A 20,128-nucleotide genomic window follows, 5' to 3' on the forward strand; every position below is an offset into this window, starting at 1 on the left:
TCCCTGATGCGCCGGGCTCAGTCCAGCCGCTCGATCGCCATGGCCGTGGCTTCACCGCCGCCGATGCACAGCGAGGCCACGCCGCGTCGCTGGTCCCGCTGCCGCAAGGCATGCAGCAGCGTCACCAGGATGCGGGCCCCCGTCGCGCCGATCGGATGGCCGAGCGCACAGGCACTGCCTCGCACATTGAGGTGTTCTTCCGGGATGCCGAAGGCGCGCTGTACCAGCAGCGGCACCACGGCAAAGGCCTCGTTGACCTCGAACAGATCGACGTCGCTGACCTGCCAGTCTGCGCGTTGCAGCACCTTGCGAATGGCGTGCACTGGCGCTTCCGCAAAACGGCCGGGTTCGCCCGCCACGGTGGCGTGGGCCACGATGCGCGCCATCATGGGCCAGCCCTCGGCCGCAGCACGGCTGGCGGTCGACAGCACCAGTGCCGCGGCGCCATCCGAGATCGAAGCCGAGCTGGCCGCCGTGATCACGCCGTCCGGCGCAAACGCCGGGCGCAGGCGTGGCACCTTCTCGGGCTGGCAGGTGGCGGGGGTTTCGTCCTCCTGCAAGGCCAGGTCGGTGGTCGAGCTGCCGGGCAACAACACGGGCACGATCTCGTCGGCGAACAGGCCGCGTTGCACGGCATCGCGGGCGAGCCGCACCGAGCGCAAGGCCACCGCATCGAGGTCGTCACGGGTGAGGCCGGCTTCGCGCGCCATGCGTTCGGCGTGCACCCCCATCAACTGGCCGTCGTAGGCGTCTTCCAGGCCATCGCGCAGCATGTGGTCGAGCGTGGCCCCATGCCCGAGGCGCTGGCCCCGGCGCGCCGCGGGCAACAGGTGCGGCGCACGGCTCATCGACTCCATGCCGCCCGCCACGTACAGCGTGCCGTTGCCTGCACACAGGGCGTCGTGGGCCAGCATCACGGCCTTCATGCCCGAGCCGCACATCTTGGTCAGCGTGGTGGCCGGCACCGAGGCGGGCAGTCCCGCACCCAGCAGCGCCTGCCGTGCCGGCGCCTGCCCGAGGCCCGCCATCAGGCAGCAACCCATCAGCACCTCGTCGACGGCCTCGGCCGGCGCCCGACTGTCGTCCAGCGCCGCGCGGATGGCCGAGGCACCGAGTTGCGGTGCCGACACCTCGGCCAGGCGCCCCATCAGCGCGCCGATCGGGGTGCGCCGTGCGGCGAGGATCACGATGTCGTCCTGCATGCCAGCCTCCTAGTCAACGCGGGCCCATGCGCAGCGCGCCATCCAGCCGGATGACCTCGCCATTGAGGTAGTCGTTCTCGACGATGTGGCGCACCAGCGCGGCGTACTCGTCGGGCAGGCCCAGGCGCGCGGGGTGGGGCACGGTGGCCTCCAGGCTGACGCGGGCTTCGTCGGGCAAGCCGCGGAGCATGGGGGTGTCGAACACGCCCGGTGCCACGGTCATCACGCGGATGTGGTCACGCGCCAGGTCGCGGGCCGCGGGCAGGGTCATCGCGGCCACGCCCCCTTTCGATGCGGCATAGGCAACCTGTCCGACCTGCCCGTCGAATGCCGCAATCGACGCGGTGAAGACGACGAGCCCCCGGCTGTCGGAGCCGGCCTGTGCCGGACGCGGTGGGGCGTTCAGCATTGCGGGCACTGCCAGCCGCATCATGTTGAAGCTGCCCAGCAGATTGACCTGCAGCATGCGCTGAAAGGTCTCCAGGCGATGCGGGCCATCGCGGCCATGCACCCGCTCGGCGCACGCCAGACCGGCCGCGCTGACCAGCACGTCCAGCCGGCCGAAGCGATCTTGGACCGCGTCCACGGCGGCCGACCCGGACACTGCATCGGCGACGTCCGTGGCCTGCCAGTGCCAGCGTTCGCACACCGGATCCAGCGCCTTCAGAGGATGAGACGCAGGCGGCTCGGCCTTGTCAGCCAGCACTACCCGGGCGCCGGCCTGCCACGCCATGCGGGCCGCGGCCGCGCCCAGGCCCGAGCTGCCACCCGTGATGAGCACCACGCTGTCCTGAAGCTGCATGCAGACCCCCAAGGCATCGACCATCGATGCCTTGTTGTAGCACCGCGCCCCGGCCACCGCCATCGGCACCCGCCCGACCCTGAGGGCATCGCAGGCAGGGCCCCGCGGGGATCTCCGCCGGGGTTCAGGCCAGCGCGCTCAGCCAGCCGCCCGGGTGTTTGGTGATCGCGACCGACACCATCCAGCCGAGCACAAGCAGCGCCGCCACCCAGGCGCCAGCCCGCACCGCTTGCGGACGCCCGGGACGCAGTGCCACCATGCCCAGGCCGATGTAGCCCAGCAAGCCGAGCAGCTTGGCGCCCAGCCAGGGCGTCTGCACCGGGTCCAGCCGCAGCATCACCGCGAGCGTGATGCCCGTGGCGAGCAGTGCCGTGTCCACGATGTGGGGAAGGATGCGCGCCGGCTTCTGGCGCACCCAGGCCGCGCCCATCAGCATGCCCGCACCGCGGGCGATGAAGCCGGTGGCCGACAGCGCCACGGCGGCGTGGTGAAGGGTCTTGATCGTCAGGTAGTCCATGTGGCCCGATTGTGAGCGTTGCGCCCGGGTGACGCCGACCTAGGGTTCTTCCGGACGTTTATTAATCTTTAATTAATTAAGATTTTGTTAAGAAGACCGCAGCGGGTGTGGAGATGCCCGCGTCAAGCCTCCCTGGCTCTGGCAGACGGTCCTCTTCATTGTCCTGACGTATCACCACCAACCGGGTCGTCCAACAGACCGACCTGCCGAGGAGCACACCATGAACAAAGGCATTCGCCTGACCCTCGTCGCCGCCGCAACCGCCCTGGCCGGGCAGGCCATGGCATTCGAATTCAACGGTTACCTGCGCGCCGGCCCTGTCCTGTCGGGCGCCGAGTCCTCGGGCACCACGCAGACCTATGGCAAGTACAGCCTGGGCGGCGCCGGTCAGATGTACCGTCTCGGCAACGAAGGCGACTTCTATGGCGAGTTCCTGCTGTCACACGAGCAGAAGGTGGGCAACCAGACCGTGAAGCTGGGCTGGATGCCGGCGCTGTTCTCGGCCAAGCCGAACCCGACCTCGGAGAACAACTACGAGACCAAGCAGGCCTTCATCGAGGTGGCCGGCATGGACTTTGCGCCCAACGTCAAGTTCTGGGGCGGCAAGCGCTACCAGCGCGCCGACGTGCACATCGTCGACACGTTCTACATCAACTACGGCAACGACGTGGGCGCGGGTGCCTATGACATCGCCGTGGGCGGCGCCAAGCTGGGCGTGCACGCCTATTCGAGCGACGAGTTCACCACCAAGAACGGCACCAAGGCCACCGCCGCCCGCGTGACGGCCGACCTCTACGACATCAAGACCAGCGCCGACGGCAAGCTGCGCGCGGTGGTGTCGCTGGTCAATGGCGATTACATCAACGGCAGCAGCGGCTTCTCGTTGTCGGTCAAGCACGATCAGGCCAACTTCGGCATGAAGGGGCTCACGAACACCGTGTGGCTGCAGGCCGCGAACGGCCACGCCGCGCTGACCGGTGGCTTCTCCGCCACCAAGAACAAGGGCCTGCGTGCCGTTGATTCGATCCAATGGCAGTCCGGCCCGTGGGGCGGCCAGGCCCAGGCGGTGTGGGAACGCGCCAAGAGCTACGCCGACCTGAGCAATGCCGAAACCGAAGTGACCCGCACCTCGCTGGGCGGCCGCGTGTCCTACGCCGTCACGCAGAACTTCAAGCTGCTGACCGAAATCGGCGTGACCTCGGCCAAGCAGGATGGTGTGGCCGGCACGGGCCGCCTGAACAAGATCACGTTTGCACCCACGCTGGCGCTCAACGGTGATTTCTGGTCGCGCCCGGAACTGCGCTTCTACGCCACCCACATCACCTGGAACGACGCGGCCTACAGCATTGCCGGCTCGACCCCGGCCGGCCTGACCGACAAGTCCAAGAACTCCGCCACCCTGGTTGGCGTGCAAGCCGAACTGTGGTTCTGAGCCTGAACCGGGGCCCTGCCGTGATGGGTGGATGGGGCCCCGGCCTGCCCCCGTGCACGCTGCAGGCGCGCGCGGGGGCTTTTTTTATGGAGGGCCCGCGGCTTGCTGCATCACGCCGCATAACATGTCGGGGCGCTGCGCGCACAACCCCTGTTTTCCATGTCCCCGCCTTCACAAGAGACCCGGCACATGCATCCGACCGACCACGAATCCGCCCCTTCCCAAGACCCTCACCACCCCCTGAGGGAAGACATCCGCCTGCTGGGCCGCGTCCTGGGTGACACCGTGCGCGAGCAGCACGGCGAAGCCACCTACGAGCTCGTCGACCAGATCCGCCGCCACTCGGTGCGCTTTCGCCGCGCCGACGACCAGGCCGCGCGCCAGGCGCTCGAAGCCACGCTCGACAGCCTCTCGCGCGAGCAGATGCTGCAGGTCATCCGCTCGTTCAGCTACTTTTCGTTGCTGGCCAACATCGCGGAAGACCAGCACCAGATCCGCACCCAGCGGCAGGCGGCCCTGACTGGCCACGCCGCCACCGAGGGCACGCTCGAACACGCGCTGGGCCGCTTTGCCGCCAAGGGGCTCGACGCCCAGCAGGTGCTCGACCTCATCGGCCACGCGCAGATTGCGCCAGTGCTGACGGCCCACCCCACCGAAGTCCGCCGCCACAGCATCCTGCACGAGCAGATGCAGCTCGCGCGCCTGCTGCGCGAGCGCGACCTCACCCCACAGACGCCCGAAGAGCGCGCCGAATCCGAAGAAGAACTGCGCCGCATCGTGCTGACGCTGTGGCAGACCCGCCTGCTGCGCCCGACCAAGCTGTCGGTGCTGGACGAAGTCGCCAACAGCCTGGAAACCCACGAGCGCACCTTCTTGCGCGAAGTGCCGCGCCTGTACAGCCACCTCGAAGACCGCCTGCGCGCCGACCTCAAGCAGGCCCGCGCGCCGCAGGCCGACGAGCTCGAACTGCCCAACTTCCTGCATGTGGCCAGCTGGATTGGCGGTGACCGCGACGGCAACCCCTTCGTCACCGCGCAGGTGCTCGACTCGGCCCTGCGCATGCAGGCCGAGTGCGTGCTGCGCCACTACCTGGCCGAGCTCAACAACCTCGGGCTCGAGCTGTCGATCTCGGCGCTGCTGGCCAACCCGTCCGAGGCGCTGCTGAACCTGGCCGCCCGCTCGCCCGACCAGTCCCAGCACCGTCAGGACGAGCCGTACCGCCGCGCCATCAGCGGCCTGTACGCCCGCCTGGCCGCCACCTACCAGCAGCTGGTCGGCCGCAAGCCGGCGCGTCCGGCCCTGGGCGAAGCGCCGGCCTACGAGACCGCCGCCGAACTGCTCGCCGACCTCAACGTCATCCACCGCTCGCTCAAGGCCAACGGCTCCGTGTCGCTGACCCGCGGGCGCCTGCGCCAGCTGCGCCGCGCCGTGCAGGTCTTCGGCTTCAGCCTCGCCCCGCTCGACCTGCGCCAGAACGCCGACGTGCACGAGCAGGTCATTGCCGACCTGCTCGAAGCCGCCGAGCCGGGCTCGCAGTACCTTGCGCTGCCGGAAGAGCAGCGCGTGGCGCGCCTGCTCGACGAGCTGCAGACCGCCCGCCCGCTGTACTCGCCCCACATCGACTACAGCGAGCTGAGCCGGGGCGAAATCGCCATCTTCCAGCAGGCCCAGCTGGCGCACCAGCGCTACGGCAGCCAGTCGATCGCGCAGTGCATCATCAGCAAGACCGCCAGCGTGTCCGACCTGCTGGAAGTGGCCGTGCTGCTCAAGGAGTGCGGCCTGCTCAAGCCCGCCCGCGGCGCCGATGCGCCCACGCTCGCCGTCAACATCGTCCCGCTGTTCGAGACCATCGGCGACCTGCGCGCCGCCCCGGCCATCATGGACGCGCTGCTGTCGCAGCCCCTGTACCGCGCGCTGCTCCAGAGCCGTGGCGACGTGCAGGAAGTCATGCTCGGCTACTCCGATTCGAACAAGGACGGCGGTTTCCTCACCTCCGGCTGGGAGCTCTACAAGGCCGAGATCGGCCTGGTCGAGGTCTTTGCGCGCCACGGTGTGCGCCTGCGCCTCTTCCATGGCCGCGGGGGCTCCGTCGGCCGCGGCGGCGGCCCCAGCTACCAGGCCATCCTCGCGCAGCCGCCGGGCGCCGTGCAGGGCCAGGTCCGCCTGACCGAACAGGGCGAGGTGATTGCCGCCAAGTACGGCCAGCCCGAAACCGGCCGCCGCAACCTCGAAGTGCTCGTGGCCGCCACGCTGACTGCCAGCCTGCTGCCGCCCAACAAGGACGTCCCGCCCGAGTACCTCGACGTGATGGAGGAACTCTCGGCCACCGCGTTCGCGGCCTACCGCCACCTCGTCTACGAGACCCCGGGCTTCGAGCAGTTCTTCTGGGAATCGACCGTCATCGCCGAGATCGCCCACCTCAACATCGGCAGCCGCCCGGCTTCGCGCAAGAAGTCGACCTCGATCGACGACCTCCGCGCCATCCCCTGGGTGTTCAGCTGGGCCCAGTGCCGCATCATGCTGCCCGGCTGGTACGGCTTCGGCAGCGCGGTCGAGGCCTATGTGCAGAAGCACGGTGAAGCCGGCCAGCAGCGCCTGCAGGCCATGCACGCCAACTGGCCCTACCTGTCGAGCCTGCTGTCCAACATGGACATGGTGCTGGCCAAGTCCGACCTGGCCATTGCCTCACGCTACGCCGGGCTGGTCAGCGACAAGGCCTTGAGCGAAGCCATCTTCGGCCGCATCCAGGCCGAGCACGACCGCACGGTGCGTCACCTGCTGGCGGTCACCGGGCAGACCGCGCTGCTGGAGCGCCACCCGGAACTGCAGCGCCACATTGCCGACCGCCACCCCTACCTCGATCCGCTGAACCACCTGCAGGTGACGCTGCTGCAGAGCTTCCGCGAGCGCCAGCAGCGCAACGAGGAGCCGGACGAGCGCGTGCAGCGCGGCATCCACCTCACCATCAACGGCCTGGCCCAGGGGCTGCGCAACAGCGGCTGAACGGGTTTCCCCCTCCGCCGCAGGAGGGCGCCCTTCGCGGGGTGCCAGCCGGGCGGGCGCAGGGCCCACAATACGGCCCGTGCCCGCCCACCCCTTTTCCTTGACCGACGACACCTCTGCCGCCCCGGCCCGTGCCGGCAGCGCGCTCCCGCTGGACATCCTCCACGAGGTGTTCGGCTACAGCGCCTTCCGCGGCCAGCAGGCGGCGATCGTCGAACACGTCACCGAAGGGCGGGATGCCCTGGTGCTGATGCCCACCGGCGGTGGCAAGAGCCTGTGCTACCAGGTGCCTGCCATTGCCCGGCACCGCCAGGGGCGGGGGGTCACGGTGGTGGTGTCGCCGCTGATCGCGCTGATGCACGACCAGGTCGGCGCGCTCGAAGAGGTCGGTGTGCACGCCGCCTTCCTCAACAGCACCCTCAGTCTGGAAGACACCCAGCGGATCGAGCGCGAGATGATGTCGGGCCGGCTGGTGATGCTCTACGCGGCCCCGGAGCGCGTCACCAACCTGCGCTTCCAGGCCCAGCTGGCCAGCCTGCACGAACGCGGCCTGCTCAGCCTGTTTGCCATTGACGAAGCTCACTGTGTGAGCCAGTGGGGCCACGATTTCCGCGAAGACTACCTGCAGCTTTCAGTGCTGCACGAGCGCTTCCCCGATGTGCCGCGCCTCGCGCTGACCGCCACGGCCGACGACCAGACCCGCGCCGACATGATCGAGCGCCTGCAGTTGCAGGACGCCCGCGTCTTCATCAGCAGCTTCGACCGGCCCAACATCCGCTACACGCTGGTCGAGAAGGACAACCCGCGCCAGCAACTGCTGCGCTTCATCCGCGACGAACACCCGGGTGATGCCGGCATCGTGTACTGCCAGAGCCGTCGCAAGGTCGAGGAAACCGCCACCTGGTTGTCGGACCAGGGTGTGCCGGCCTTGCCCTATCACGCTGGCCTGGACGCGGGCGTGCGCCAACGCCACCAGGACCGCTTCCTGCGCGAAGAAGGCCTGGTCATGGTCGCCACCGTGGCGTTCGGCATGGGCATCGACAAGCCCGACGTGCGTTTCGTGGCCCACCTGGACCTGCCCAAGAACATCGAAGGCTATTACCAGGAGACGGGCCGGGCTGGACGAGACGGCGGCGAGGCCGATGCCTGGCTGACCTATGGCCTGGCCGACGTGGTCAACCAGCGCCGCATGATCGACGAAAGCCCGGCCACCGACGAGTTCAAGCGCATCCAGCGCGGCAAGCTCGACGCGCTGCTGGCGCTGGCCGAGGCCCACGACTGCCGCCGCGTGCGCCTGCTGAGCTACTTCGGCGAAGACAGCGCGCCCTGCGGCAACTGCGACAACTGCCTGCGCCCCCCGGCCACCTGGGACGGCACCGAGGCCGCGCGCAAGATGCTCAGCTGCATCTACCGCTTCTGGCAGCACGGCCAGCAGCGCTTCGGCGCCGGCCACCTGATCGACGTCCTGCGCGGCAAGCAGACCGACAAGGTGCGCCAGTATGGCCACGAGTCGCTGAGCACCTATGGCGTGGGCGCCGATCTCAGCGAAAACCAGTGGCGCGCCGTGTTGCGCCAGCTGGTGGCGCTGGGCCACGTGGTGGCCGAAGGCGAGTTCAACACGCTGGCCCTGACCGCATCGGCCCGGGCTGTGCTCAAGGGTGACGTGCAACTGACGTTGCGCGAGGCCGCCGATGCGCCGCGCCGCAGCAAGACCACCCGGGTCGGCGGCAAGCCCGCGGCCGCCGCCGACCTGAGCGGCGACGCCCTGGAGCGCTTCAACGCGCTCAAGGCCTGGCGGGGCGGCGTGGCCAGAGAGCACAACCTGCCGGCCTACATCGTCTTCAACGACGCGACGCTGGCCGACATGGCGCGTGTGGCCCCGCAGACGCTGGGCGAGCTGGCCACCATCAGCGGTGTGGGCGCCAAGAAGCTGGAAGCGTACGGCGACCAGATCCTGATTGTCCTGAATTCCTAAGTAAAACGACTGTTTTGTATCGCGGGGGCAACGAAAAACTACGGATCACTCCCCCTTAAGGCTAGGACGCGTCGAATTCATACGCCTGTCACTCGCCAGCGCACGCCTTTGGTGTGCAGAATCAATCGTCGGTTTCAGCGCGCGCCCCACCATGGTGCTTGGCGCACCAAGCGCTGGCTGATGTCCGTTAAGCTAAGGAGAATCAAATGTTCGTCAAGAAGAATCTGATCGCTGTTGCTGCTCTGGCTGCTCTGGCTGTGTCTGCCCACGCTCAGTCGAGCGTGACCCTGTACGGTAACGTGGACGTCGCCGGCGTCTACAGCAAGACCAAGGTGGCAGGCTCGAGCGAGTCCACGACCGCCATCGAATCCTCTGGCCTGACCGAAAGCTTCTTCGGCCTGAAGGGCCAGGAAGACCTGGGCGGCGGCCTGAAGGCCGTGTTCAAGCTGGAGAGCTTCATCGACGTCGACACCGGTTCGGCTGGCACGTCGAACTTCTGGGGCAAGAACGCCTACGTCGGCGTCGCCGGTGACTTCGGTACCGTGGCCCTGGGTAACCAGGAAAGCCTGTTCAAGACCGTTGGCAACGCCTACAACCCGTTCGGCGTGTCGCCGGCGCTGTCGACGACGGTCAACCTGTTCACCGGCCTGACGGGTCTGGGTGGCAGCTGGCAGAACACCGTGGGCTACGTCTCGCCCAACCTCAGCGGCCTGACCGTGTCGGCTCAGCACAGCGCCAAGGAAGGCGGCCGCGGTGATGCCGCCAACTACAACGGTGGTGCCACCGCCGTGGCCGCTAACTATGGCGCTGGCCCGCTGGCTGTGTCGGCTGTCTACGGCGACGTGCGCAGCACCACCGCCGTCGCTTCGGAAGAGCGTCAGCGCGCGTTCCTGCTGGGCGGTTCGTACGACTTCGGCGTCGTGAAGGCCTTCGCACAATACGGTCAGGACAAGTTCGATTCCAAGGTGGACGGCGATTTCAAGGCCAAGTTCTTCCAGCTGGGCGCTGTGGTGCCGGTCTCGCAAGCTGGCTCGGTGCACGCTTCGTACGGCCAGACCAAGGTGGAAGACGTAAAGGCTCGTCAGTTCTCGCTGGCCTACAACCACTCGCTGAGCAAGCGCACGGGCGTGTACGCCGGCCTCACCTACATCAAGGATGAAGGTCTGCTGAACGACGACGTCGATTCCGTCAAGGCCACGGTGGTCGCCGTCGGCCTGCGCCACGCCTTCTGATCGACGCCAGCCTCGGCTGGACTCGCCCAAACCTGAAAGCGCCCCTGCGGGGGCGCTTTTTTTGTGCGCACCGCGGATGTCTGTCCGGTTTCCTTCATCGAGAAGTCATTTTGTCGTGTCCTGGCAACGCAAAGGAGGCTTTGTGCGCTCGCTTTGGCCCAGTTCTTGCTTTTTGCTTGGCAGTGAAAAAGTTCACTCCCACAATGACTTTCAAGGGTTCTTCGGTTGACTTGTCAACCGGTGTAACCCGGCCCCATCCCCTTCCCACAGTTAGGAGAAATTGATGTTTGCAAAGAAGACCCTGGTGGCCCTGGCCGCCCTGGCTGCTGCCGCCGGCGCTGCCCAAGCTCAGTCCAGCCTGAAGGTGTATGGCCTGGTCGACATGGGCCTGGGTTCGTTTGAAGGCGCCCACGAAAAGGGTGAGTCGACCCGCACGACCGAAGTCCGCAGCGGCGCGATGACGACTTCCTTCATCGGCTTTGCCGGCGTCGAAGACCTGGGTGGCGGTCTGAAGGCCGAGTTCACGCTGGAAAGCTTCATCGCTGTCGACACCGGCCAGACGCTGAACAACAACGCTGGCAACTTCTGGGGCCGTGCCTCGAACATCGCCCTGAGCGGCGGCTTCGGCAAGGTGGCGCTGGGCCAGTACGACAACCCGCTGTTCACCTCGGGCTACACCTACAACCCCTTCGGTTCGTCGATGAGCTTCTCCCCGACGATGCGTCATTTCAACTATCTCGGTACGAGCCTTCAGACGAACATCCCGAGTGCAGGCGTCGGCTTCGACACCGGCTGGGTGAACTCGATCACCTATGAATCACCGAACTTCTCGGGCCTGAGCTTCGTCGGCCAAGTGGCCCTGAAGGAAGGCAAGGGCGCACAGCTGAAGAACAGCTACACCGCCGCTGCCACCTACGCTGCCGGCCCGTTTGCCGCCACCTTGACTTATGTGAAGGGTGGCATCAGCAACGCCGCTGGTACGGTCATCGCCAACGGTGGCGCATACACCTCGGACGAAAAGCTCTGGAACCTGGGTGCTTCGTACGATCTGGGTGTGGCGAAGCTGTTTGGTCAGTACACCTCGATCAAGGAAGACGCGAGCACGGCCGGTGCTGTCGGAGCCCGTCCAAACAACAAGGACAAGATTTATCAGCTTGGCGTGTCGGTGCCCGTGACCGACAAGGCGGCTGTCCTGGCCTCGTTCGGCCAACTGAAGAACAAGGACACCGACGCCGGCGTCACCACCAAGAACGAAGTCTTCTCCCTGGGCTACGACTACACCCTGTCAAAGCGCACCGACGTGTACGGCGTGTTCTCGAACGTGCGTCAGACCGCACTCCAGTCGGGCCAGTCGCTCGCCGTTGGCATCCGCCACAACTTCTGATCCGGCGCAGCTCGCCTGAGCTGACCTGATCCCCCACACAAGGCGCCCTCCGGGGCGCCTTGTTCGTTTTCGGTGCGGCATGGTTCCTGCAAATCTGTATACAGTTCACCAAGACGGTGAACGGCATCCACCCCGATACGGAGTCACCAGTCCATGTCCCTTCAGAAGTACATCGCCCCCCTCGCCCTGATGGCGCTGGGCACCGCCGCCTCGGCGCAGTCCTCAGTGAATGTCTACGGCGTCATCGACCTCGCGGTCGGCTCGTTCGAGCCCAGCGCGAAGACCGACGTCCGCGCCACCAAGGTGGATGGCAACCAGATGACCACGAGCTTCATCGGATTCAAGGGCGTTGAAGACCTCGGCGGCGGGCTCAAGGCCGGCTTCGTGCTCGAGAGCTTTCTGCGCCCCGACACCGGGGCGTCCGGGCGCTTCGGCTCGTCCGACCCGTTCTGGTCGCGCGCAGCCAACCTCTATGTGCAGGGCGGCTTCGGCACGGTCACGGTGGGCCGGCAGATCGACCTGCTGTACCTGAACGTCATCTCCTACAACCCGTTCGGTGGGGCCTTCGGCCTCTCCCCCGCGGTGCGGCTCACCTTCGATGGCTCATGGGGCAACGACAAGGGCGATTCGGGCTGGAGCAACGCCGTCAGCTACAGCACGCCCAACCTTTCGGGCTTCAGCGCAACCGTCTCGGCCCAGGCGGGCGAGACCACCGACAAGAGCCAGCGCAGCAGCTACGCGGTGCTGGCCCGCTATGCGTCGGGGCCATTCTCGGTGGGCGGGGCCTGGCAGACCGTGCGCTCTGCGCAGGCACCCAAGGCGGCTTTTGCGGAAGGCCAGACGCAGACCTTCGGCATGGCCGGCGCCTCGTATGACGCGGGGTTTGCGAAGTTCTTCGCGCAGTATGGCCAGATCGAGAACAGCGGCTTCAGCAACGGCGCGCGCATCGCCACGACGCTGTGGCAACTGGGCGCCAGCGTGCCGGTGACGACCGCAGGCAAGGTGCTGGCGTCGTATGGACAGAGCAAGGAAAAGCCGGTCGAGGGGGGCACCACGCCCCGCACCACGCACGGGATCTTCACGCTGGCCTACAACCACAACCTGTCGAAGCGCACGGACACCTATGTGGCCTACATGCTCGACAACGAGAAGCTGGCGGGCTTCAACAAGGGCCACAGCTACGTGGTCGGTCTGCGCCACGCCTTCTGATTCGCATGCCCCGGCACCGCTGCCGGGGCGCGGTCGGCTCAGCCCCGCTCGAACTTGAAGACGGCGGTGCTGGCCAGCAGGTTGGGCCAGGTGCTCACGGTCCTGCCGGCCTGCAGCCCGAAGGACTCGAGGATGCGCAGCCCGTTCTTGCGGGCCAGCACCTCGAAGTCGGCAAAGGTCGAGACGCGGATGTTGGGCGTGTCGTACCACTGGTAGGGCAGGGCGCGCGTCACCGGCATGCGGCCGCGCAGCACGCTCAGGCGGTGCGGCCAGTGCGCGAAGTTCGGGAAGCTGACCAGCCCGATGCGGCCCACGCGCGCGGTCTCGCGCAGCATGGCTTCGGTGTTGCGCAGGTGCTGGAGGGTGTCGAGCTGCAGCACCACGTCGAAGCTGTTGTCCTCAAACAGGCTCAGTCCTTCTTCCAGGTTGCGCTGGATGACGTTGACGCCACGGCGCACGCATTCCAGCACCTTGGCGTCGTCGATCTCGATGCCGTAGCCGGTGCACTGGCGGGTGTCGCGCAGGTGGGCCAGCAGGGCGCCGTTGCCGCAGCCCAGGTCAAGCACGCGCGAGCCGGGCGGCACCAGCTCGGCAATCACGTGATGGAGGTCGCGTTCGATCATCGTCGTGCCTCCTCTCAGACGGCCATGCGCACGGGCTGCCCCTGTGCGCTGTTCAGCGGTGTGCTCTGGCGCTCGAGCTCCAGCGCGATGCGCTCGAAGTAGGCGCGCACCACGCCGTGGTAGCGCGGGTCGTCCAGCAGGAAGGCATCGTGGCCGTGCGGTGCGTCGATCTCCGCGTAGCTCACATCGTGGCGGTTGTCGACCAGGGCCTTGACGATCTCGCGCGAGCGGGCCGGCGAGAAGCGCCAGTCGGTGGTGAAGCTCACCACGAGGAACTTGGCCAGCGCCTTCGCCATCGTGGCGCTCAGGTCGCCACCGTGATGCCGTGCCGGGTCAAAGTAATCCAGCGCACGGGTGATCAGCAGGTAGGTGTTGGCGTCGAAGTAGTCGCTGAACTTGTCGCCCTGGTAGCGCAAATAGCTTTCGACCTGGAACTCGATGTCCTGCGTGCTGTAGCGCGGCGCGTCACCCAGTTCGCGGCCCACCAGCTCCCGGCCAAACTTCGACTCCATCACGTCGTCCGACAGGTAGGTGATGTGGCCGATCATGCGGGCCACGCGCAGGCCGCGGCGGGGCACCACACCGTGCTCGTAGAAGTGACCGTGGTGGAAGTCGGGGTCGGTCACGATGGCCCGGCGCGCCACCTCGTTGAAGGCGATGTTCTGCGCCGACAGGTTCGGCGCGGTGGCCACCGCCACACAGTGCGCCACCCGCTCGGGGTGCTGCAGCGTCCAGCTCAGCGCCTGCATGCCGCCCAGGCTGCCACCCAGCACGGCGGCCAGCTTGTCGATGCCCAGCCGGTCGAGCACGCGGGCCTGGGCGTTCACCCAATCCTCCACCGTCACCACGGGGAAGTCGGCGCCGTAGAGCTTGCCAGTGTCCGGGTTGGTGTGCATCGGGCCGGTCGAGCCAAAGCACGAGCCGGGGTTGTTGATGCCGATGACGAAGAACTTGTCGGTGTCCAGCGGCTTGCCAGGCCCGATCAGGTTGTCCCACCAGCCTTCGCTCTTGGGGATGGGACGACCCTGTTCGTCGGCGTGGACGCCAGCGACGTGGTGCGAGGCATTGAGCGCATGGCACACCAGCACCGCGTTGCTGCGGTCGGCGTTGAGGCGCCCATAGGTCTCGTAGACCAGGGTGTAGTCGCGCAGCACGGCACCGCTTTGCAGCGGCAGCGGCGTGCCGAAGTGCATGGAAGCAGGGGTGACGACCCCGAGGGAGGACATAACGCTACGACGGTGATGACAACAAAAAACCGGCCTCGCATTAAAGCAGGGGCCGGTCTGAGCAGCGCCCTCTTTAGCGGCATTTCTTGAGCGCCCGCAATCCGGACAAATCGGCGCTATGGGTGAAAGTCTAACCCATTCGCGAGAGCCCGTTGTGAAGGAGAGCTGGGGGCGAGCGACCGCGAAAAGGGTTGGATATTCCGGTCACACATCACAGACGGCCTTGGCCGACCCCGGTATGTTTGTCTCACCGCATTCCGGGTGGAAAGGAGGTCCGCATGCCCCGTTGGCTGATCCGGCTCAATGAGCACGTACCCATCCGCTACGCCGCGCTGTGCCTGGCCGTGCTGGTTGCCGTGTGGGGCGTGTGGGCCTGGCTGGCGCACGGTTCCGCCCCGGCACTCGGGGTCGCGCTCGTCGGGGCCGCACTCACGGCGGTGGGCCTCAACGACCTGCGCCAGCCTTCGCGCGCGGTGCTGCGCAACTACCCCGTCATCGGCCATCTGCGCTACCTGCTCGAGTTCATCCGGCCCGAGATCCGCCAGTATTTCATCGAGGGGGATGGCGAAGCCGCGCCGTTCTCGCGCCAGCAGCGCTCGCTGGTCTACCAGCGCGCCAAGGGTGAGCCGGACAAGCGACCCTTCGGCACGCAGATGGACGTGGGGCAGGCGGGCTACGAGTGGATCAACCATTCGCTGGTGCCCACCACCCTCGCCAGCCACGACTTTCGCGTGGTGATCGGCGCGGGCGGCAGTTCGTGCACGCAGCCCTACAGCGCGAGCATCTTCAACATCTCGGCCATGAGTTTCGGGGCATTGAGCGCCAATGCCGTGCTGGCGCTCAATGCCGGCGCCAGGCTCGGCCGCTTCGCCCACGACACCGGCGAAGGCTCCATCAGCCGCTACCACCGCGAGCCCGGCGGCGACCTGATCTGGGAGATCGGTTCCGGCTACTTCGGCTGCCGTACGGCCGACGGTCAGTTCGATGCCGACGCCTTTGCGCGCAATGCGCGCACGCCGCAGGTCAGGATGATCGAACTCAAGCTCAGCCAGGGCGCCAAGCCCGGCCACGGCGGGGTGCTGCCCGGCCCGAAGGTGACGCCCGAGATCGCCGAGGCGCGCGGCGTGATGGTGGGGCAGGACTGTGTTTCACCCGCGCGCCACAGCGCGTTTTCGACGCCGGTGGAGTTGGTGCGCTTCATCGAGCGGCTTCGGCAGCTGGCGGGCGGCAAGCCGGTGGGCATCAAGCTGTGCATTGGCCACCCGTGGGAGTGGTTCGCACTGGCCAAGGCCATGCACGAGACGGGGCTGTGGCCCGATTTCATCGTGGTCGATGGCGCGGAGGGGGGCACGGGCGCCGCCCCGCTCGAGTTCACCGACCACGTCGGCGCGCCGCTGCAGGAAGGGCTGCTTCTGGTCCACAACACGCTGGTGGGCCTGAACCAGCGTCACCGCGTCAAGATCGGCTGTGCGGGCAAGGTCATCAGCGCCTTCGACATCGCGCGCATGATGGCGCTCGGCGCCGACTGGTGCAACTCGGCGCGCGGCTTCATGTTTGCGCTGGGCTGCATCCAGGCCCAGAGCTGCCACACGGGGCATTGCCCCACGGGCGTCACCAGCCAGGATCCGTCCCGGCAGCGCGCACTGGCGGTGCCGGACAAGACGCAGCGGGTGTTGCGCTACCACCAGAACACGCTGCGCGCATTGAAGGAACTGGTGCAGGCTGCGGGGCTCACCCACCCCAACGAGATTTCGGCCGACCACATCGTGCGCCGGCTGTCGGGCTTCGAGGTGAGGCGGCTGTCGAACCTGCTGGTCTATCTGGCGCCGGGCGAGATTCTGGCTGCGGAGCGGGGCGAGCGCCCATGGCGGCACGCCGCATTCGAGCAGTACTGGCACCGGGCCAGCCCGCACGCGTTCTCGCCAACGACGGACGCGTGAGCGGCGCGGGGCAGGGCGGTCAGGCCTGGGGCGGCGCCGTGTCGATGAAGGCGGGGCGCTGCGAGAGCTTGTCGTACAGCTTGCCGAGGTTGGGGTGGTCGGCGCGCCATTCGATCTCGGGGAAGCGGAAATCGAGGTAGCCCAGCGCACAGCCAACGGCGATGTCGGCCAGGCTGTGGTGGTTGCCTGCACACCAGGGCCGCTCGCCCAGGCCCTGGCTCATGGCGCGCACGCTCTGGCGCACCTTCAGCAGCTGCCGGTCGATCCATGCGGCGCTGCGCTGGGCGTCGGTGCGGCCGTTCCAGGTCTGCTCCATGCGCGCCAGCACGGCGGCGTCCAGCAGGCCGTCGGCCAGCGCTTCCCATGTGCGCACCTCGACGCGCTCGCGGCCGCTCAAGGGGATCAGCTTGCCGACCGGCGACAGTGTGTCCACGTATTCGACGATCACGCGCGAGTCGAAGATGGCTTCGCCGCCTTCCATCACGAGGCACGGAACCTTGCCCAGCGGGTTGGCGTCCGCGATGGTGGTGTCCGGTGCCCACACGTCTTCCAGCACGAACTTGTAGTCGAGCTTCTTCTCGGCCAGCACGATGCGCACCTTGCGGACGAAGGGGCTGGTCAGGGATCCGATCAGTTTCATTCTGTGTCGTCGTGTGTGTTTGATCTGATTCTAGCGAAGCGGACACGGCGGCCACAGGAGTAGGTTCTTTGGAGGGAGGGCACCCGATGTGGGGGTGTCCAGCCCCCGCAACGCGGTTCTGCCGGTTACATTTTGTGCTTCATCGAACCCCGCCTTCCGTCCCATGCAGTACATCGCCAGGCTGGTGGGGGGGCTGAGGGCCCACGTGATGCCGCTCAGCTCCCGCGCGGGGGTGGTCGACGCCGTGGACACCGAGCCCGGACCCGACACCTTCACGCGGGCACGCCCCATTGGTGGCGGCTCGGTCACGCCGTCGGCGTGGTCCACAGGCCAGCCCACCGTGCCGCCTGCCACGCGGCCCGGCGCCGCATCCGCTGCCGACGCGCTTCCGCGGCTTCCGTCGGGCGTCATCCACACCGTGCCTGTGCGCTTCGAGGGGCACGCCCGCGAGTACGCCTGGCTGTGGTGGCGGTGCGCCGCGCTTGTCCTGCTGACCGCCGGCCTCGCCCTGCCATGTGCCCGGGCCATGACCCGTCGCTGGCTGTTGCGCCACACCTGGGTGGCGGGCCACGCCCTGGATCTTGCTGCGCCCGCGCGAGCGGCCTGCCTGCGTGACCTGCTGGGCGTGGGGCTGGTGGCCGGTGTCGTGGGCGCGCTGGCCGGGGAGTCGACGTGGGCAGGGGCCGCAGCGATTGCGCTGGCCTCTGCTGCGGCCCCTGTGTGGCTGCACCTGCGGCTGGCCGATGACCCCGGTCGCCTGACCTGGGGTGGCCGGCGGCTCGTCTTCAAGGGCACGCTCGCCGCGCTGTACCGCGCCGTGGGCCCTGCGCTCGCGGGCCTCGGGTTGCTCTCGGCTGGCGCACTGGCGCTGGCCAGCACGCAGGCCCGTGTCGTCTGGCTGATATGGGGCGGCCTCGCTGCCGTGACGCTGGCCGGCTTGCCCGCCGTGTGGGCGCGCTGGGTGGCCTACCGGCAGCAGCATCTGGCGCTGGGGCCGCTGGCCCTGACTTGGCGGGGTGGGCACACCGCGTTCTGGTCGCTCGGCCTGCGCGTGCTGACCTGGGGCGCGCTGGTGCTGGCCGGCGTGGCGGGCGTGCTGTGCATGGGCTGGGCACTGTTCGTCACGTGGACGCCCTGGCAGCCCGGGCCCGCCGCGCACCGCGTGCTGCTCGGATCCTGGCTGGCCTTGTCTGCCGCGCTGGTGTGGCCCTTCCTGCAGGCGCGCTTGCACCACCTCGCGTGGAACCACACCGGCTGCCGCCATCTGCGATTCCGCAGCACGCTGGCGGTGGGGCCCTACGTGCGCCGCTGCGCGCGGCACACACTGCTCACGGTGCTGTCGGTGGGCCTGTACCGCCCCTGGGCCTCGGTCGATGCCTGGCGGCTGCGCACCGAAGCGCTGGCCGTGCGATCGCGGGTCGATCCCGGGGTGCTGGCCGCGCACTGGTCACCCGATGCGCGCGGCGCGGCCGACGGACGGTAAAATGGCAGGTTGGTCTGCGCCCGCTGCAGGCCCAGATCCATCGAACCCAGCCTGATCCGGTCTTGCGGCCGGCCTCCGCCATGAACCTGTCTGCCCTTTCCGCCCTGTCGCCGCTGGACGGCCGTTATGCGTCCAAGGTGGCCGCACTGCGCCCGTTGCTGTCCGAGTTCGGTCTGATGCACCGCCGCGTGCAGGTCGAAATCGAGTGGTTCATTGCCCTGTCGGACGCCGGCCTGCCCGAGTTCGCGCCGCTGTCCGAAGCCGCACGGGGCTACCTGCGTGGCCTGGTGGCGCGCTTCTGCGAGGCCGATGCCCAGGCCATCAAGGACATCGAGAAGACGACCAACCACGACGTCAAGGCGGTCGAGTACTGGATCAAGCAGCGCTTTGCCAACCACCCCGAGCTGGAAAAGGCCGGTGAGTTCGTGCACTTCGCCTGCACCTCGGAAGACATCAACAACACCAGCCACGGCCTGATGCTCAAGGCCGCACGCGAGCAGGTGATCCTGCCGACGATCGACGCCCTGATCGGCACCCTGAGCGGCATGGCGCACCAGTTCGCCGAGATCCCGATGCTGAGCCGCACCCACGGCCAGACGGCTTCCCCCACCACCGTGGGCAAGGAAGTCGCCAACGTGGTCGCCCGCCTGGCCAACGCCCGCGAGCGCATCGCCGAGGTCAAGCTGCTGGCCAAGATGAACGGCGCCGTCGGCAACTACAACGCCCACCTGTCGGCCTACCCCGAGAAGGACTGGGAGGCTTTCAGCCAGTCGGTCATCGAGAACCAGCTGGGCCTGACCTTCAACCCCTACACGATCCAGATCGAGCCGCACGACTACATGGCCGAGCTGTTCGATGCGGTCACGCGCACGAACACCATCTTGATCGACTGGTCGCGCGACGTGTGGGGCTACATCAGCCTGGGTTACTTCAAGCAGAAGACCAAGGCCGGCGAAATCGGTTCGTCGACCATGCCGCACAAGGTCAACCCGATCGACTTCGAGAACGCCGAAGGCAACCTGGGCCTGGCCAACGCCGTGCTGACGCACCTGAGCCAGAAGCTGCCGATCAGCCGCTGGCAGCGTGACCTGACCGACTCGACCGTGCTGCGCAACATGGGCGTGGCCCTGGGCTATGCCCTGCTGGCCTACGACAGCCTGGCACGCGGCCTGGGCAAGCTGGAAGTCAACCCCGAGGCGTTGGCAACCGATCTGGACAGCTCGTGGGAGGTGCTGGCCGAGCCCATCCAGACGGTGATGCGCCGCTATGCGCTGCCCAACCCGTACGAGCGCCTGAAGGAGCTGACCCGCGGCAAGGCCATCACGCGCGAGTCCATCCAGGCCTTCATCGGCACGCTGGAGCTGCCGGAAGAGGAAAAGGCCCGCCTGATGGAGATGACCCCGGGCAACTACATCGGCAAGGCCGTCGAGCTGGCCCAGCGCATCGGCAAGTAACCTGAG

The 20,128-nt window shown here is 67.6% G+C and carries 15 protein-coding genes and 1 riboswitch; of the genes, 9 read left to right on the forward strand and 6 right to left on the reverse strand.

The window, feature by feature from the left end; all coding sequences use genetic code 11:
• Positions 1–17: 17 nt before the first annotated feature.
• The 3 genes from DEH84_RS02235 to DEH84_RS02245 form a co-directional block, all read right to left on the reverse strand.
• Positions 18–1,202 (reverse strand): thiolase family protein, encoded by a 1,185-nt coding sequence (locus DEH84_RS02235; protein ID WP_109034367.1) that lies wholly within the window; start codon positions 1,200–1,202, stop codon positions 18–20.
• Positions 1,203–1,215: 13 nt separating this feature from the next.
• Positions 1,216–2,004, reverse strand: a complete 789-nt coding sequence (locus DEH84_RS02240; RefSeq protein ID WP_109038163.1) for an SDR family NAD(P)-dependent oxidoreductase — start codon at positions 2,002–2,004, stop codon at positions 1,216–1,218.
• 124 nt (positions 2,005–2,128) lie between these two features.
• Positions 2,129–2,521 carry a SirB2 family protein gene (locus DEH84_RS02245; protein ID WP_109034369.1) on the reverse strand — a complete coding sequence of 131 codons (393 nt, stop codon included), beginning with the start codon at positions 2,519–2,521 and terminating at the stop codon, positions 2,129–2,131.
• Positions 2,522–2,741: 220 nt separating this feature from the next.
• On the opposite strand from DEH84_RS02245, the gene DEH84_RS02250 reads away from it, so the two are divergent.
• From DEH84_RS02250 to DEH84_RS02275, 6 genes are all read left to right on the forward strand, one after another.
• Positions 2,742–3,953, forward strand: a complete 1,212-nt coding sequence (locus DEH84_RS02250; RefSeq protein ID WP_109034372.1) for a maltoporin — start codon at positions 2,742–2,744, stop codon at positions 3,951–3,953.
• Between the two features lie 189 nt (positions 3,954–4,142).
• Positions 4,143–6,956 (forward strand): phosphoenolpyruvate carboxylase, encoded by a 2,814-nt coding sequence (ppc, locus tag DEH84_RS02255; protein ID WP_109034375.1) that lies wholly within the window; start codon positions 4,143–4,145, stop codon positions 6,954–6,956.
• A gap of 100 nt (positions 6,957–7,056) precedes the next feature.
• Positions 7,057–8,931, forward strand: a complete 1,875-nt coding sequence (gene recQ / locus DEH84_RS02260) for a DNA helicase RecQ (RefSeq protein WP_179950605.1) — start codon at positions 7,057–7,059, stop codon at positions 8,929–8,931.
• Between the two features lie 206 nt (positions 8,932–9,137).
• A complete protein-coding gene (locus DEH84_RS02265) occupies positions 9,138–10,163 on the forward strand; it encodes a porin (protein ID WP_109034379.1) in 1,026 nt (341 codons plus the stop codon).
• A 283-nt stretch (positions 10,164–10,446) separates the two neighbouring features.
• On the forward strand, positions 10,447–11,547 hold the full coding sequence (locus DEH84_RS02270) for a porin (RefSeq protein WP_109034381.1): 1,101 nt from the start codon (positions 10,447–10,449) through the stop codon (positions 11,545–11,547).
• 153 nt (positions 11,548–11,700) lie between these two features.
• Positions 11,701–12,756 carry a porin gene (locus DEH84_RS02275; protein ID WP_109034383.1) on the forward strand — a complete coding sequence of 352 codons (1,056 nt, stop codon included), beginning with the start codon at positions 11,701–11,703 and terminating at the stop codon, positions 12,754–12,756.
• Between the two features lie 38 nt (positions 12,757–12,794).
• Here DEH84_RS02275 and metW read toward each other — a convergent pair whose 3' ends face one another.
• Positions 12,795–13,379, reverse strand: coding sequence for a methionine biosynthesis protein MetW (metW, locus tag DEH84_RS02280; protein WP_109034385.1), 585 nt, complete (start codon positions 13,377–13,379; stop codon positions 12,795–12,797).
• 14 nt (positions 13,380–13,393) lie between these two features.
• Positions 13,394–14,605 carry a homoserine O-succinyltransferase MetX gene (gene metX / locus DEH84_RS02285; RefSeq protein ID WP_109034387.1) on the reverse strand — a complete coding sequence of 404 codons (1,212 nt, stop codon included), beginning with the start codon at positions 14,603–14,605 and terminating at the stop codon, positions 13,394–13,396.
• A gap of 52 nt (positions 14,606–14,657) precedes the next feature.
• A riboswitch (SAM riboswitch) is annotated at positions 14,658–14,732 on the reverse strand.
• 151 nt (positions 14,733–14,883) lie between these two features.
• On the opposite strand from metX, the gene DEH84_RS02290 reads away from it, so the two are divergent.
• Positions 14,884–16,545, forward strand: coding sequence for an FMN-binding glutamate synthase family protein (locus DEH84_RS02290; RefSeq protein ID WP_109034389.1), 1,662 nt, complete (start codon positions 14,884–14,886; stop codon positions 16,543–16,545).
• Positions 16,546–16,564: 19 nt separating this feature from the next.
• Here DEH84_RS02290 and DEH84_RS02295 read toward each other — a convergent pair whose 3' ends face one another.
• Positions 16,565–17,185, reverse strand: coding sequence for a glutathione S-transferase N-terminal domain-containing protein (locus DEH84_RS02295; RefSeq protein ID WP_109034391.1), 621 nt, complete (start codon positions 17,183–17,185; stop codon positions 16,565–16,567).
• A 163-nt stretch (positions 17,186–17,348) separates the two neighbouring features.
• On the opposite strand from DEH84_RS02295, the gene DEH84_RS02300 reads away from it, so the two are divergent.
• Entirely contained in the window at positions 17,349–18,668 is a 1,320-nt protein-coding gene (locus DEH84_RS02300; protein WP_109034393.1) for a DUF898 family protein, read from the forward strand.
• Between the two features lie 80 nt (positions 18,669–18,748).
• Positions 18,749–20,122, forward strand: coding sequence for an adenylosuccinate lyase (purB, locus tag DEH84_RS02305; protein WP_109034395.1), 1,374 nt, complete (start codon positions 18,749–18,751; stop codon positions 20,120–20,122).
• Positions 20,123–20,128: the final 6 nt, after the last annotated feature.

It is taken from the genome of Aquabacterium olei (assembly GCF_003100395.1).
GTDB classification, from domain to species: domain Bacteria; phylum Pseudomonadota; class Gammaproteobacteria; order Burkholderiales; family Burkholderiaceae_C; genus Aquabacterium; species Aquabacterium olei.